The organism is Kitasatospora sp. NPDC058965, assembly GCF_042741245.1.
In the GTDB taxonomy this organism is placed as follows: domain Bacteria; phylum Actinomycetota; class Actinomycetes; order Streptomycetales; family Streptomycetaceae; genus Kitasatospora.
On sequence record NZ_JBHYKG010000021.1, the window covers coordinates 1 to 13,943 of the forward strand.

Annotated in this window: 10 protein-coding genes; 4 read left to right on the forward strand and 6 right to left on the reverse strand. The window is 73.0% G+C overall.

Annotated features, from left to right (window positions below):
• Window positions 1-72: 72 nt before the first annotated feature.
• Both ACFW1A_RS06045 and ACFW1A_RS06050 read right to left on the reverse strand, forming a co-directional pair.
• Window positions 73-702, reverse strand: a complete 630-nt coding sequence (locus ACFW1A_RS06045) for a hypothetical protein (protein WP_380404891.1) — start codon at window positions 700-702, stop codon at window positions 73-75.
• 128 nt (window positions 703-830) lie between these two features.
• Complete coding sequence (locus tag ACFW1A_RS06050) at window positions 831-2,399, reverse strand: oleate hydratase (protein WP_380404894.1); 1,569 nt, start codon at window positions 2,397-2,399, stop codon at window positions 831-833.
• 370 nt (window positions 2,400-2,769) lie between these two features.
• Here ACFW1A_RS06050 and ACFW1A_RS06055 point away from each other — a divergent pair, with 370 nt between their 5' ends.
• From ACFW1A_RS06055 to ACFW1A_RS06070, 4 genes are all read left to right on the forward strand, one after another.
• Window positions 2,770-3,216: a universal stress protein gene (locus tag ACFW1A_RS06055; protein WP_380404897.1), complete on the forward strand. Its 447-nt coding sequence runs from the start codon at window positions 2,770-2,772 to the stop codon at window positions 3,214-3,216.
• 125 nt (window positions 3,217-3,341) lie between these two features.
• Window positions 3,342-4,016, forward strand: a complete 675-nt coding sequence (locus tag ACFW1A_RS06060; protein ID WP_380404900.1) for a CBS domain-containing protein — start codon at window positions 3,342-3,344, stop codon at window positions 4,014-4,016.
• Window positions 4,017-4,607: 591 nt separating this feature from the next.
• Window positions 4,608-6,956: an alpha-L-fucosidase gene (locus ACFW1A_RS06065; RefSeq protein ID WP_380404902.1), complete on the forward strand. Its 2,349-nt coding sequence runs from the start codon at window positions 4,608-4,610 to the stop codon at window positions 6,954-6,956.
• Between the two features lie 327 nt (window positions 6,957-7,283).
• Window positions 7,284-8,534: an FAD-binding protein gene (locus ACFW1A_RS06070; RefSeq protein WP_380404905.1), complete on the forward strand. Its 1,251-nt coding sequence runs from the start codon at window positions 7,284-7,286 to the stop codon at window positions 8,532-8,534.
• A 218-nt stretch (window positions 8,535-8,752) separates the two neighbouring features.
• Here the strand turns inward: ACFW1A_RS06070 and ACFW1A_RS06075 are convergent, their stop codons facing one another.
• The 4 genes from ACFW1A_RS06075 to ACFW1A_RS06090 all read right to left on the reverse strand — a co-directional run bounded on the left by ACFW1A_RS06075 (window position 8,753) and on the right by ACFW1A_RS06090 (window position 13,938).
• A complete protein-coding gene (locus ACFW1A_RS06075; protein WP_380404908.1) occupies window positions 8,753-9,889 on the reverse strand; it encodes an FUSC family protein in 1,137 nt (378 codons plus the stop codon).
• A 329-nt stretch (window positions 9,890-10,218) separates the two neighbouring features.
• Window positions 10,219-12,612: a glycoside hydrolase N-terminal domain-containing protein gene (locus ACFW1A_RS06080; protein ID WP_380404911.1), complete on the reverse strand. Its 2,394-nt coding sequence runs from the start codon at window positions 12,610-12,612 to the stop codon at window positions 10,219-10,221.
• Between the two features lie 22 nt (window positions 12,613-12,634).
• The gene (locus tag ACFW1A_RS06085; protein ID WP_380404914.1) at window positions 12,635-13,078 is read right to left on the reverse strand and encodes a lactate racemase domain-containing protein; all 444 of its coding nucleotides are present in this window, start codon (window positions 13,076-13,078) and stop codon (window positions 12,635-12,637) included.
• Window positions 13,075-13,938, reverse strand: a complete 864-nt coding sequence (locus ACFW1A_RS06090; protein WP_380404917.1) for an amidohydrolase family protein — start codon at window positions 13,936-13,938, stop codon at window positions 13,075-13,077. The genes ACFW1A_RS06085 and ACFW1A_RS06090 overlap by 4 nt, the downstream gene beginning before the upstream one ends.
• Window positions 13,939-13,943 lie beyond the last annotated feature (5 nt).

A 13,943-nucleotide genomic window follows, 5' to 3' on the forward strand; every position in this document is an offset into this window, starting at 1 on the left:
GGCCGGCCGCGACTGTCTCGCGGCCGGCCACTGCGCTGCGGTGCGGGTGCTGGTGCGGGTGCGGGTGCGGGGTCAGCGCAGCCAGGGGTGGTCCCGCACGACCGGGAGGGCGGCCCAGCGGCGGCCCAGCCCCCAGCTGTCGCCGGCGGTGGTGACGGCCAGCACGATCAGCAACAGGGCGTACAGAAGGTGGTAGTCGGCAACGGGATTGCTGGAGCCGCTGGCGGCGCCGTTCGCCAGGTGGCGGGCCGGCGGCCACTCCGCGGCCCACATCATGGCCAGCAGCAGGGTCCCGCTCGCCGCGGCGATCCGCAGGCCGATCCCGCCGATGAGCGCGAGGCCGATGCCGAGCAGGCCGAGCATGAACAGCCAGTCGGCCCAGACCTGCCCGGCCCACTGGTGGAAGGCGGACTGCAGCGGGCCGGCCGAGACATGGCTGAGGAAGCCCTTGGTGGGCGAGCCGCCGTTGACCCAGGCGGCGGCGCTCGTGGTGGCGTAGCCGAGGCCGAACGCCTTGTCGAGGAAGGCCCACAGGAACACGAAGCCGAGGCTGACCCGGGCGGCGGCCAAGGCGACGGCCGTGGTGGTGGTGGCGGTGGCCGTGCCGGCGGCTGCTCGGTCGACCGGCTGTGCGGTGCGGCGGTGGATCCTGGCCGCGAGGCGGCGGGGCATCCCGGGGGTGTGGGTGTGGTGGACGGCCATGACGGGCTCCTCTGCTGGTTCTGTTGCGGGAAGGGCGAGTTGGTGAGGTGCGGGGGCGCACCGCGGTGGGCGCGCGCGGTCGCGGGTGACGGCACGGGGGCCGGGCCCGGAGCCCGGCCCTCCCACCGTCACGTGCGGTGCATGGTGTGCAGGGCCTGCACCAGGACGTGCGGGTCGTGGTGGCCCTTGTGGACGGCCGGGGGCTGCTTGTCGAGGCCGAGGAGCTGCGCCACTGCGGTCCAGGCGGTGCGCACGGAGTACTCGACGGTGAAGACGACGTCGTCCGGCACCTCGGCGAACTGGCCGATGAAGGCGAGGTTGGTGGAGCCGTTCGGGACGACCTGCGGGCGGTCGCCGTGGCTACGGACCAGGAACTGGCTGGTGATGTAGGGCATCAGGCAGGGGATGACGGTGGACGCGTCGGCGACGCGCGCTGCGGTGGCGGGGTCCACGGCCAGGTGGTGCAGGACCTCCTGCAGGATCTCTTCCCCGCTGCACTCCCGCATGGGCTTGTGGACGTGGCTGCCGGGCTTGTCGGGGAAGAGGCCGTAGCCCCACCAGACGGACACGTCCTCGGGCTGCTGCTGGTAGACGGGCTGGCGGTTGACCACGACGGTGAGCAGCCAGGGGGAATCGGTGAGGGTGAGCAGGCCGCCGCGGCCGGTGGCCCGGCCGGTGAACGTCTCCATCCAGTCCAGGAAGGCCGGGTCCTTGGCGGTGACGGTGAAGGACTCCCAAGTGGAGTCGGCGACACTGCGGTCGAACACCTCCGGGCGGCCGAAGTCCTTGCGGCCACGGGCGATGCGGCGCCAGAGCAGGAAGGAGGAGGGGCTGCGCGAGGTGTGCGGGCCTTCCGGCGGGGCGGTGTGCGAGCCGAGGGTGGAGTCGGCGGTCATCGAACCGTTGGTGACGAACACCAGGTCGTCCGGGGCGATGGGCAGGTCGGCGTGGGCGCCCGCGAAGTGGATGCGCTCGACGCTCGTGCCCGGCTCCGCCCGGAAGGACAGGTCGGCCACCCGGCGGCCGGTGTGGATCCGCACCCCCTGCTCCAGCAGCCAGGCGGTCAGCGGGCGGACGATCGAGTCGTACTGGTTGTACCGGGTGCGGTAGATCCCGGACATGGTCTCGAACTCGGGGAACAGGTGCACGAAGCGGAGCAGGTAGCGGCGGAACTCGATCGCGCTGTGCCAGGGCTCGAAGGCGAAGGTGGTGCACCACATGTACCAGAAGTCGGTGGTGAAGAAGTCCTCGCGGAAGCAATCGGTGATCCGCTTGCCGTCCAGCATCCGCTCCGGTGTCGCCAGGCACTTGACCAGCTGGAGGCGGTGGCGCTCGGAGAAGCCCATGGCGTGGCCGTCGCGGATCGCTCCTCCCCTGCCCACCAGCCGGGTGGCGTCGTCCCACGGGGACTCCTGGTGGGAGTCGTAGACGTCCTGGGTGGCGGAGATCGACGGGTCGTCCAGCGACGGGATGCCCGACAGCAGGTCGTAGGTGCAGCGGAACTCGGCCTCGAACATCCGCCCGCCGCGCATCGTGTAGCCCGCGACCGGGTTCCCGCCCGCATCCAGGCTGCCACCGACCTCCTCCTGCTCCTCGAAGACGTGGATGTCGCTGCCGGCGAAGCCGCCGTCGCGGATCAGGAACGCCGCGGCGGACAGGGCTGCTATGCCGCTGCCGACCAGGTAGGCCTTTGCCATCGGAGGGCTCCTCAACTCTGCGGTGCGAACAGGGGTGTTCGTGTCCGACCGGCCGGTCCGACCGGGTTGCTCGATCGGGGTGTGGATGCCAGCTTGCCCACAGCCGACCGCCCGGGCCTTGGGCCATTGGTCGCGGACCGGGGAACAACGGTCCCGGCCACATGGCCTCCGGGGCCCGGCGCAGATCCCGGGCGTGCTGGTCGCGGATCCCGGGCGTACTCGGCCCGGCCGGTGATCGCGCGGGTCCCCGGGACGACAGTCGTGCCGCACCGGGGCTGAAGGTCCCGGCCCTGCTGCCCCCTCGACCCTTCGCCCTCAGGTGCCGGCAGGCCGATGGTGGAGACCACCACGGCCGACAAGGAGAAGGACCATGACTGAGCAGGATGAACCCCAGCGGCGGATCGTCGTCGGCGTGGACGGATCGCCGTCCTCGATCGACGCGCTGCGCTGGGCCGTCGACCAGGCCCGCTCCAGCGGCGCCTCGATCGAGGCGATCACCGCCTGGCAGTACCCGGTGTCCACCGGATGGAGCGTGCCGATCGCGGCCGACGAGGACCTCGCCGGCATGGCCCTCAAGGTCCTCGACGACGTCGTCGCACGAGCGACCGACCCGGACCGTCCGGTCGAGATCCACCCCCGGGTGGTGCAGGGCGACACCGTGGCCTGCCTGCTGGAGGCCGCCCGGAGCGCCGATCTCCTGGTCGTCGGCAGCCGGGGCCACGGCGGCTTCGTCGGCGCGCTGCTGGGTTCCGTCAGCGGCCACTGCGTGCAGCACGCGCCGTGCCCCGTCGTCGTGGTCCGCCACTCGACGGGCTGACCACCGCCCGGGACACCGCCCGGGACGCCGCCCGTCCCGGACCTCGGCCGGACGCACCACCACACCCAGCACACCCGACCGCGCGGCCCCGGGGCCGCCGGCACCAGAGAAGGAGTGACCCGACCGTGCGACACCGCATCGTGGGAGAGCTGATGACCCGGTCCGTCGTGCCCGTCCGGCCCGACACCGGCTTCAAGGAGATCGCCCGGCTGCTCGCCGAGCACGACATCACCTCCGTGCCCGTCCTGGACCGCGAGGACCGGCCGATCGGCCTGGTCTCCGAGGCCGACCTACTGCTCAACGAGGCCGCCCAGGAGGACCCCGCCGGGCTGCTGCTCGCCCCGCGGCTGTCACCCCGCGAGCACACGCGCAGTCACGCCGCCACCGCCGAGGGCCTCATGACCAGCCCGGCGGTGTGCGCGCGGCCCGAGTGGACCGTGGTCGAGGCCGCTCGCGTGATGCAGCGCGATCACCTCAAGCGCCTGCCCGTCGTCGACGAGGCCGGACGTCTGGTCGGCATCGTCAGCCGAAGCGACCTGCTGCGCGTGTTCCTCCGCCAGGACCGGGCCATCAACGAGGAGATCACCCACGAGATCCTGGACCGCACCCTGGGAATCGCTCCGGGCTGCGTCGACGTCCGGGTCGACGAGGGCCGGGTCACCCTGACCGGCAGGGTCGAGCACCGTTCCCTGGTGTCGGTGGTGGAACGGCTGTGCCGGAGCGTGGACGGTGTCGTCGACGTGACCAGCCGCCTGGACTACCGCACGGACGAGACCGCCGCCCTGCACCCGGCCCGCTGACCGGTGTCGACGAATGTCGCCTGCCGCCGACGGACCCAGGTCCCCGCGAACGTCGGCGGCAGGCACTCTCCGTTCCGCTGACTCACCCTCAAAGCGCGGAACGGGACCGCCGGGTGGGGCGGACCGAACGGGGGCTGGTCCTGCCCCGGCCGGCGGAGCGGCGGGGATCGCCCGTGCGCGGCTGCGGTTCACCGTCTTGGTGGGAGCCCGCTGCCGTGTGAGCGCTCACCAAATTGTTAACGCTCACAACATTTGCTGTCAAGAGCTTGGCCCGGGCTCCGGAGCACCACCACTCCAGCTCGACTCGACCGGACGTCGCACCCCTGACATTCCTTCGATTCATCCCATGTCAGCCCCCAGGCTCAGCAGCGGGCTTCCAACATCCACGTGGCACTTTGCAAGAAAATGCGTCAGAAGCCTAGACAGAGACCCTGCGGACATCCGTTAATCCATCCGATGTCTCTCGGCGGTACGGGGCCGAGGAACCAGGGACGCTCCTGGCCTCCACCCCTCCCGACCGAGCCGTGCCGCCGCCCACCCAGGAGGAACGACTCCGGGCAGGCTTCCCACGATCGAACAGGAGAGACCACGATGTCGGACTCCCCCTCACGCCGGTCGGTGCTCACCGGCCTCGCAGCCATGACGGTGGCCACCGCACTCGGCCCCGTCCCCCTGGCGGCGCGCGCCTCCGCAGCGGCAACCGCCCCCCTGCCCTTACCGCTTCCCGCGTTGCGGATCCCGAGGTCCGACCTCGGCGTCGACCAGCAGCCGGACGCCAAGCTCCAGTGGCTGCAGGACGCCAAGTTGGGCATGTTCGTCCACTGGGGCGTGTACGCGGGCCCGGCCAAGGGCGAGTGGTGGATGCACGACGCCCCGATCACCCCGGACGACTACCGGAAGTACGTGACCGACGCCACCGCCGAGCAGTTCACCGCGGACGCCTACGACCCGGCGGCCTGGGCCCAGTTGGCCAAGGACTTCGGCGCGCGGTACGTCACGCTGACGACGCGTCACCACGACGGCTTCGCCCTGTGGCCGCTCAACCACCCCAACAGCTGGAACTCCGGCCAGGCGCCGCTCGGCAGGGACTTCGTGAAGGACTACGTCGCGGCGGTTCGGGCAGCCGGGCTGAAGGTCGGCCTCTACTACTCGCCGATCGACTGGCGCTACCCCGGCTACTACGACGCCCACGGCACCGGCTGTGCCCCCAACCCCTGGCACTACACCACCGATCCGGCGCACAGGGAGAACGCGCGGATCATGAAGACCGAGGTGTACCAAGCCGTCAAGGAACTCGTCACCCAGTACGGGGCGATCGACGACCTGTGGTGGGACGGCGGCTGGCTGGCGGAGCAGGGCACGGACGCCGATGCCGCCTTCTTCTGGGAGCCCGGCCAGTACCGGGACACCGCCAACCAGTGGCCGGTGGACGCGACCTACGGCGAGACCGACGCCAGTGGCAGGCCGCTGGGCCTGATGGGCATGGTCCGCAAGCACCAGCCCGACGTCGTCGCCACCTCGCGCGCCGGCTGGGTGGGTGACTACGCCAGCGACGAGGGCGGCTCGGTACCGAGCGGGGCGGTCCGCAGCGGCCAACTCGTCGAGAAGGTCTTCACCGTCGACGGCACCTGGGGCTACAACTCCGGTGCCACCGTGATGGGCTACGGCACCGCGATGGACATCCTGGTCAACTGCTGGGTGCGGAACATGACCGCGATGGTCAACGTCGGCCCGGACCGGCACGGCACCGTCTCCGACGCCCAGGCCGCCCTGCTGCGGCAGATCGGCGCCTTCATGGCGGCCTGCGGGTCGTCGGTCTACGGGACGCGGGGCGGTCCGTGGAACCCGGTCGACGGCCAGTACGGCTTCACCTACCGGGACGACACCTTCTACGTCCACCTGCTGCCCGGCTACAGCGGCACCTCCTTCACCACCCCGCCGATCGGGGACGCCCAGGTCACCCGGGCCTTCGACGTGCGCTCCGGCGCCGCGCTGGCGTTCAGCACCGGCACCGACGGCCGGGTCACCGTCACCGGCATCGACCGCACCACCCACCCCCAGGACAGCGTCGTGGGCGTCGTCCTGGACCGGTCCGTCCAGCCGGCCGACGTCGCCGCGGGGCGGACGGCGACCGCGGACAGCGAGGAGTCGTCCAAGGGCAACACCGCGGCGAACGCGGTGGACGGGTCCACGGCCAGCCGCTGGTGCGCGAACGACGGCAGCACGGGCCACTGGCTCCAGGTCGACCTCGGCTCGACCCGCTCCCTGACCGGCGTCCGGCTCGCCTGGGAGCTGGACAAGGTCAACTACCAGTACCGGATCGACGGTTCCACCGACAGCAGCAGCTGGACCACGCTGGTCGACAACACCGCCACCACCCGCACCGACCAGGTGCAGACGGTCACGTTCCGGGCGCAGGCGCGGTACCTGCGCGTCACCGTTACCGGACTGCCGTCCGGCGTCTGGGCCTCCCTCCGCAGCCTGGAGGCCTACGACCGGCCGATCCCCGGGAGTTCGAACACCTACCGACTGGTCAACCGGAACAGCGGCAAGGTGCTGGACGTCAGCGACTCCTCGACCGCCGACGGCGCCGCGGTCATCCAGTGGCCGTGGAACGGCGGCGCGAACCAGCAGTGGACGCTGGTACCGAACGCCGACGGCTCCTCCTACCGGCTGGTCAACGGCCGCAGCGGCAAGGTGCTGGACAGTCCCGGCGGGTCCGCCCAGGGCGCCGGCCTGGACCAGTGGACCGACACCGCGAGCGACAACCAGTCGTGGCAGCTGGTCCCGTCGCCCACCAGCGGCTACTACCGGCTCGTCAACGTCCGCACCGGCTGGTGCGCCGACGTGGCGAACGCCTCCACGGCCGACGCCGCCAAGGTCGTCCAGTGGCCCACCACCGGCGGTGCCAACCAGGACTGGCAGCTCGTCGCGTTGTGATGGGTGCCGCGCACCGGGTGCCCCCCAGGCCGGTCGTCACCCTGGCGGCCCCGGTGCGCACCGGGCGCGAGGACTCGGCGTACGCCGTCGCCGATGACAACGGGATGCTGGGCGCGCCGCGCTCGGGCGGTTTCTCCGGCCAGCGACCTCGCCGGTGATCAGCGGGCGTACCCTGCAGGGAGGGTACGGCAGCATCGCCTCGGGAGCCTCCGGGTCGACGCCGGCGGCCACCGGGTGACGCCGCAAGGCCGGCACGACGGCCGCGCGGTGCGCTGACGCCCTGCTGACCCGCACCGCCGCGTCACCCGACACCGAGGAGTCACCCCCATGGCCGTGGCCGCGACCAACTGGGCCGGCACCATCGTGTTCCGTGCCGAGCGGTGCCACGAACCCCGCTCCACAGCCGAGTTGCAGCGGATCGTCGCGGGCAGCCGGTCGCTGCGCGTGCTGGGCAGCGGGCACTCGTTCAACGACATCGCCGACACCACCGGCGACCTGGTGTCCGTCGCAAGTCTGCCCCGGGCCGTCGAGCTGGACGCCCGGGCCGGTGCGGTCACGGTGAGCGCCGGGACGCGGTACGGCGAGCTCGCCCAGGTACTGGACCGGGCGGGGTTCGCACTGCACAACCTCGGGTCGCTGCCGCACATCTCGGTGGCGGGCGCGTGCGCCACCGGGACGCACGGCTCGGGGGTCGGCAACGGCTCGCTGGCCACGGCGGTGCGGGCCGTCGAGCTGGTCACGGCGGACGGCGCCCTGGTCACCGTCGACCGGGGCGCGCCGCAGTTCCCCGGTTCGGTGGTGGCGCTGGGCGCCCTCGGCGTGGTGACCCGGCTGACCCTGGACGTGGTGCCGGCCTTCGAGGTCCGGCAGTGGGTCTACGAGGGGCTGCCGACGGCCGTGCTGCGCGATCGGTTCGACGAGGTCATGGCGGCGGCGTACAGCGTCAGTCTCTTCACCACCTGGCGGACCGACCGGATCGACCAGGTCTGGCTGAAGCAGCGCGGCGGGCCCGACGCGCCCGCGGACTGGCACGGCGCGGTGCTCTCCGACGGCCCGCGCCACCCGGTGCCGGGGTGCCCGCCCGAACCGTGCACGCGGCAGCTCGGCGTCCCGGGCCGCTGGCACGACCGGCTCCCGCACTTCCGGCTGGACTTCACGCCGAGCAGCGGCGACGAGTTGCAGTCGGAGTACTTCGTCGCCCGTGCCGACGCCGTGGCCGCCTTCGATGCGCTCGACGCGGTCCGGGAGCGGATCGCACCGGCCCTGCAGATCAGCGAGATCCGCACGGTGGCGGCCGACGCGCTGTGGCTCAGCCCCGCGTACGGACGCGACAGCGTCGCCTTCCACTTCACCTGGCACCCCGACCCGGTGGCCGTGGCGGACGCGGTCGGGGCGGTGGAGCAGGCGCTGTCCGCCTTCGGCGCCCGGCCGCACTGGGGCAAGGTCTTCACCACGGCCCCCGAGACGGTCCGGGCGCGGTACCCGCGCTGGGACGACTTCCGCGCTCTGCTGGCCGAGTCCGATCCGGCGGGCACGTTCCGCAACGCGTTCGTCGCCCGCTTCTTCCCGGCCCCGTAGCGGCCGCCGGTGCGCCGCCGACGGGGTTCAGCCGAGGCCCAGGCACCCTCAGGAGAGGCTCCACAACTGGTGGGACCGGCCGTTGCAGCCCCACAGCTCGACCGGTGCACCAGTGCCCGCCGCACGGGCACCAGCTCACCGACAGCGCCGACCTGGCACTCCGTCCGTCCCCTGCGCAGCTGACGACCAGTATCCAGGTCCGGACGCCGCAGGGGACATCAGGCCGATCGTGGCGTCCGCTCGGCGGTGCGTTTGGCGAGAAGGCCCGCCAGCAGCATGACGAGCAGGCTGATGCCGGCGCCGCACACCGTCCACAGCACTCGGTAGCCCTCGGCGGCGTAGTGGGAGGGCTGCGGGAGGTCGGCCAGGACGAGCGCACCGGCGGCGATGGCGGCGGAGTAGAGGGCGTAGTTCAGGAAGCGGATTCCGACGGCATGCACGAAGAGGACGAGCGCGACGACTTCCAGTCCGCGCGTCATCGCGAACAGTCGGAAGCCGGTCTCACTGGCAGGCAGCAGGAGCAGCAGCGCGGCCGCGACGGCTCCGATGAATGCACCCGCGAGGCGCTGGGTGGAGACGAGGGTGCTCTGCTCCAGGTTCGGCTTCATCGCGATGATTGCCGCGATCGGGATCCAGTAGCCGTACGACAGGTCCAGTCCGAACGCGAGGGCGACGGTGCCGCCGATGACCAGGGCGCGGAGCACAACGAACACGATGACCGGTGGGGTCAGCTTCTTGCGCGAGGTGTCTCCGGGGATCTCGACGAACGGCTGGGGCAGGTCCGGGCGCCCGCGGACCAGCCATTCGACGAACGTCATCAGGATCCACAGCGCTGCCCCGCCCGCCCAGGCGAGCACTTGGGCCCAGGTGTGGGTGGTGAGGCGGGCGGCGTGGTGGAGGTTGAACGCGAGCCCGACGGCGACGATGAACCAGACGTTGAGCAGCATCGCATTGACGAACCTGTGCACCCCGAAGGTGAGGGTCAGGCCGGCCACCAGCGTGACCGCGAAGGCCGTGAGCGCGAGCCATCCCCAGGCCTCTCCGCCGATCCCGAACGCCAGCGCAGTGATCCCCGCGCCGATCAGTGCGAAGACGGCGCTGTGCGCCGTGCGGTGCCCGAACCCGCCGCCCGGGTCGGCCAGCGAGGTGAAGAGCAAGCCGAACAGGGCACTGAGCAGGTACTCCTCATGTCCGATTGCCCAGAAGACGATCAGTGGCACCAGCCCGACATCCAGGAACACCACCGCTCGCCGCCAGTTCACGCCCGCGTGGTTGAGCTCGAACACCTTCGACAGCCAACTCGTCGCCCTCCCCCGGTGAACGGCATGGCCGCTTCGTCCGATCGCGCTGCTCATGGCCGCCCTTGTCTGCCTGCTGCCGAGTATGTCGCCCTGATCCCGCATTGTCCGGTGCGCCGGAGAACGCCACGAGGCGACTCGCCGTGCAAGCCTCGAGGCAGAGCGCAGCCGACGTGGCCGGTTCCGTGTCACCGGTGCGGACGCGGAAGACCGCGGTGCCGGGGCCTCCTGCTGCTCGGGTTGGATTCGACACCCGGCCCGTGCAGCAGGCCCACCGCTCCTACCCGGCCGACCGGAGGACCACCCGGCCGAGGTGACGACCTCGCACGCACGCCCGCGCAGATCGACCGAGCGACAGCTGGTCAGGCCCGACCACCCGCTCGGGGCTACCCGGAGAAGGAGAGCCGGCAACCGCCGCCGGCGGGCAGGTCGAGCCGGAGGCGCCGCGGCTCGCCGGGTGCTCCGGTGGGTGCGACGGGGCGGCCCGCCGGGTCGGTGACCGTGGGGCTGACCGCGCCCGCGGGCAGCAGCAGGTCGACCGTCGAGCGGCGTGTGGCGTGCAACTCTGCCGCCACCGGTCGCCCCTGACGCCAGCTGAGGTCCACTGAGGCCCCGCCCCGGGCCCGCAGGCCCCGCACGTCGCCGTCCGGCCAGGACGGCGGCAGGGCGGGCAGCAGCCGCAGCACGCCGTTGTGGCTCTGCAGCAGCATCTCGGCGATCGCGCCGGTGATCCCGAAGTTGCCGTCGATCTGGAAGAGCCGGGGCGGGTGCAGGTCGAACAGGTTGGGCGCGACGGAGGTGGCGAGCAGGCGCTCGACGGCGTGACCGGCCAGGGCGCCGTCGCCCAGGCGGGCGGCCAGCGCGGCGACCCAGGCCAGGCTCCAGCCGGTGCCGCCGCCCCCGTGCTCCAGGCGCCGGTCCAGCGCCCGGCGGGCCGGGAGCAGCAGGGCGCTGTCGGTGAGCGGGTCGACGGCGCTGCCCGGGTAGAGCCCGTAGAGGTGGGAGAGGTGGCGGTGGCCGGCGTCCTCCTCCGGCAGGTCCTCCCACCACTCCAGCAGGCGGCCGTCGGCGCCGAGGGCCGGGCGCCGCAGCCGGTCCCGGACGCCGGTCAGTTCCGCCGCGAGCTCGTGGTCGGTGTCCAGCTCGCGGGCCGCGGTGACGGTGGTGTCGAGCAGCTCGGCGGCGAGCCAGTAGTCCATGGTGCAGCCGGCCGAGACGGCGGCCGTCGAGCCGTCGGCGAGCCGGAAGTGGTGCTCGGGCGAGGTGGACGGGCAGGTCACCAGCGTGCCGTCGGCGTCCTCGACCAGCAGGTGGGTGAGGAAGCGGGCGGCCTCGCGCATCACCGGGTAGGCGCGCTCGGCGAGGAAGGACCGGTCGCCGTGGAAGAGGTGGTGCTCCCACAGGTGGGCGGCCAGCCAGGGGCCGGCCATCGGCCAGTTGGCCCAGACCGGGTCCCAGCGGGCCGGGTGGGTGGCGCGCCAGAGGTCGACGTTGTGGTGGCAGCACCAGCCCGGGGCGTCGTAGTAGGCCCGGGCCGTGGCCCGCCCGGCCTCGGCGAGGTCGGTGACCAGGTCGAAGAGCGGTTCGTGGCACTCGGCCAGGCCCGTGGTCTCGGCGGGCCAGTAGTTCATCTGGAGGTTGATGTTGGAGGTCCAGTTGGCGTTCCAGGGCGGGGTCACCTCGTTGTTCCAGATGCCCTGGAGGTTCGCGGGCTGGGTGCCGGGCCGTGAGGAGGCGACCAGCAGGTAGCGGCCGTAGGCGAAGAGCAGGGCAGCGAGCGCGGGGTCCTGGCCGCCGGCGTTCGCGGCGGCGAGGCGCTCGTCGGTCGGGACCTCTCCCGCCTTCTCCGGGCCGTGCAGGCGCAGGCCGGCCGCCCCGAAGAGGCGCTGGTGGTCGGTCAGGTGGTCGGCGAGCAGCTCGTCGAAGCCCTTGCCCTCGGCCCGGTCCAGCCACCACCGCGCCTCGGCGAGCGCGGCCCCGGGCCCCTCGGGCCGGTCCTGCCGGCCCCGGAACCCGGTGCCGACGGCGATCAGCAGGACCGCCTCGTCGGCGGCGGTGATCTCGATCGCCTCCGCTGCCGCGGCGACCCGGCCGTTCACGGTGCGCACCCGCAGCGCGGCCGCGAAACCGGTGCCTTCGTCGGCCTGGTAGACGGCGGACTCGTCCGGCTCGTCCGGGAGCCGCACCGGCGCGCGACCGTGGATCGCCAGGCCGTCCGCGTCGGCCGCCGTCGTGCACGCGCCCTGATGGGGTGTCGTGAAGCCCGCCCGGAAGGTGAGCGCTCCGGGGGTGTCGGTGGTCAGGCGCACGACCAGCACGCCCGCCGGGGCGGAGACGAAGCTCTCCCGGAGGTGGCGGACGCCGCCCACGGTGAACGAGACGGTGTGCACGGCGCGGTCGAGGTCCAACGCCCGCCGGTAGTCTCCCGCTTGTTCCTCCTCGGCGCCCCGGAAGGCCAGCAGCAGGGTGCCCAGGGGCTGGTAGGCCTCGGTGCCGGGCCCCTGGAGGTGCTCCGTGGCGAGCGCGTCGGCGCGGGCGTAGTCCCGGTCGTCGAGCACCGCCGCCCGCACGGCGGGCAGGTGGGCGGCGGCACCCTCCCGGTCGCGCGGGCCGGGCCCGCCGGACCAGAGCGTGTCCGCGTTGACCTCGATCCGCTCGGTCTGCACGCCGCCGTAGGTCAGCGCGCCGAGCCGGCCGTTGCCGAGCGGCAGCGCCTCCAGCAGGTCGTCGGCGGGGCGCCGGTACCAGAGCTGCTCGGTGGGGGTCTGGTGGGGCTCCATCAGCACAGTGTCGTTCCGATCGTCAGGGGGTCCGGACGGCCGCGCTCGGGCGTCCGGCGCCCGCCGGTTTCTGGCGGATGCCGCGTTCGCGCCGGGCCCGGATCCCCGCTCGGAACGGGTCACCACCGGGACCAACGCCGACGACGCCGTCGGCCTGCGTCCCGGTGGCGACCAGGATCACCACGTCCTCGTCCCGGACGATCCCGTCCAGTTCGGCGAGGACGGCCGGGATCATCAGGTGGCGCGGCTGCGGCCGGGTGCCGTCGCAGGCCGAGATCGCCACGGTCCGGCCCGGGCGGACCCGGTCGCGCAGCGGCGGCCCGGCGACCGGGTGGCGCAGGGCGGCCCGCAGCACTGCGCTCTGCTCCGCGGCACCGGGGTGGTGGAGCGGCTCCACCACGGTGGTCACGGCGGGGTCGAGGTCGACGTCGAGCCCGGTGTCCCCGTAGGCGAGGCGGATCCTCATGCCGGGCTCTCCCCCGCGGCGCCGAGTCCGTAGACCCGGGCCGCCGTGCCGCCGAACACCTGCGCCCGCTCGTGCGGTTCCAGCTGGTCCGTCAACTCCTCTGCGGAGGAGACCACTTGTTCGTAGGACGCGGCCAGCAGGCAGACCGGCCAGTCGGAGCCGAACATGAGGCGCCCGGGGCCGAAGGCGTCCAGCGCGACCTCCGCGTACGGGCGCAGGTCGGCCACGGTCCAGCGGTCGTGATCGGCCTCGGTGACCAGGCCGGAGAGCTTGCAGGAGACGTTGGGCTCGGCGGCCAGCTCCCGCAGCAGACCGGCCCAGGGCTCCCGCCCGCCGGCGGCGATCGGCGGCTTGGAGAGGTGGTCCAGCACGAAGGACAGCTCCGGCAGGGCCCGCACCGTCTCGATGGCGGCGGGGAGTTGGTGCGGCAGGGTGAGCAGGTCGTAGCACAGGCCCGCGTCGGCGACCGCGCGCAGCCCGCGCCGCACCTCGGGGCGGGAGAGCCAGGCCGGGTCGGCCTCGCCCTGGACCAGGTGCCGCACGCCGACCAGCGACCCGCCGCCGGTGCCCCGCGCCAGCTCGGCGAGGGTGTCGGCGAGCCCTGCATCGGTGAGGTCCACCCAGCCGACGACTCCCGCGACCAGGGCGTCGGCGGCAGCCAGGGCGAGGAACTCCCGGGTCTCCGCCAGATCGGGCAGCACCTGCACCAGCACCGTCCGCCCGATGTCCGCTGCCCGGGCCGCGGGGGCCAGGTCGGCCAGGCCGAAGCTGCGCCTGATGGCGGTCGACTCCGGTCCGTCGAGCCAGGGCTGCGGGCGTCCGGCCAGGTCCCAGACATGGTGGTGCGCGTCGATTCTCACGCGCG

What these genes read in the sequence shown, in the direction of transcription:
- ACFW1A_RS06065 (WP_380404902.1), top strand. Translation starts at nt 4,608, where the DNA reads ATGTCGGACTCCCCCTCACGCCGGTCGGTGCTCACCGGCCTCGCAGCC.
- ACFW1A_RS06070 (WP_380404905.1), top strand. Translation starts at nt 7,284, where the DNA reads ATGGCCGTGGCCGCGACCAACTGGGCCGGCACCATCGTGTTCCGTGCC.
- ACFW1A_RS06050 (WP_380404894.1), bottom strand. Translation starts at nt 2,399, where the DNA reads ATGGCAAAGGCCTACCTGGTCGGCAGCGGCATAGCAGCCCTGTCCGCC.
- ACFW1A_RS06045 (WP_380404891.1), bottom strand. Translation starts at nt 702, where the DNA reads ATGGCCGTCCACCACACCCACACCCCCGGGATGCCCCGCCGCCTCGCG.
- ACFW1A_RS06055 (WP_380404897.1), top strand. Translation starts at nt 2,770, where the DNA reads ATGACTGAGCAGGATGAACCCCAGCGGCGGATCGTCGTCGGCGTGGAC.
- ACFW1A_RS06085 (WP_380404914.1), bottom strand. Translation starts at nt 13,078, where the DNA reads ATGAGGATCCGCCTCGCCTACGGGGACACCGGGCTCGACGTCGACCTC.
- ACFW1A_RS06080 (WP_380404911.1), bottom strand. Translation starts at nt 12,612, where the DNA reads ATGGAGCCCCACCAGACCCCCACCGAGCAGCTCTGGTACCGGCGCCCC.
- ACFW1A_RS06075 (WP_380404908.1), bottom strand. Translation starts at nt 9,889, where the DNA reads ATGAGCAGCGCGATCGGACGAAGCGGCCATGCCGTTCACCGGGGGAGG.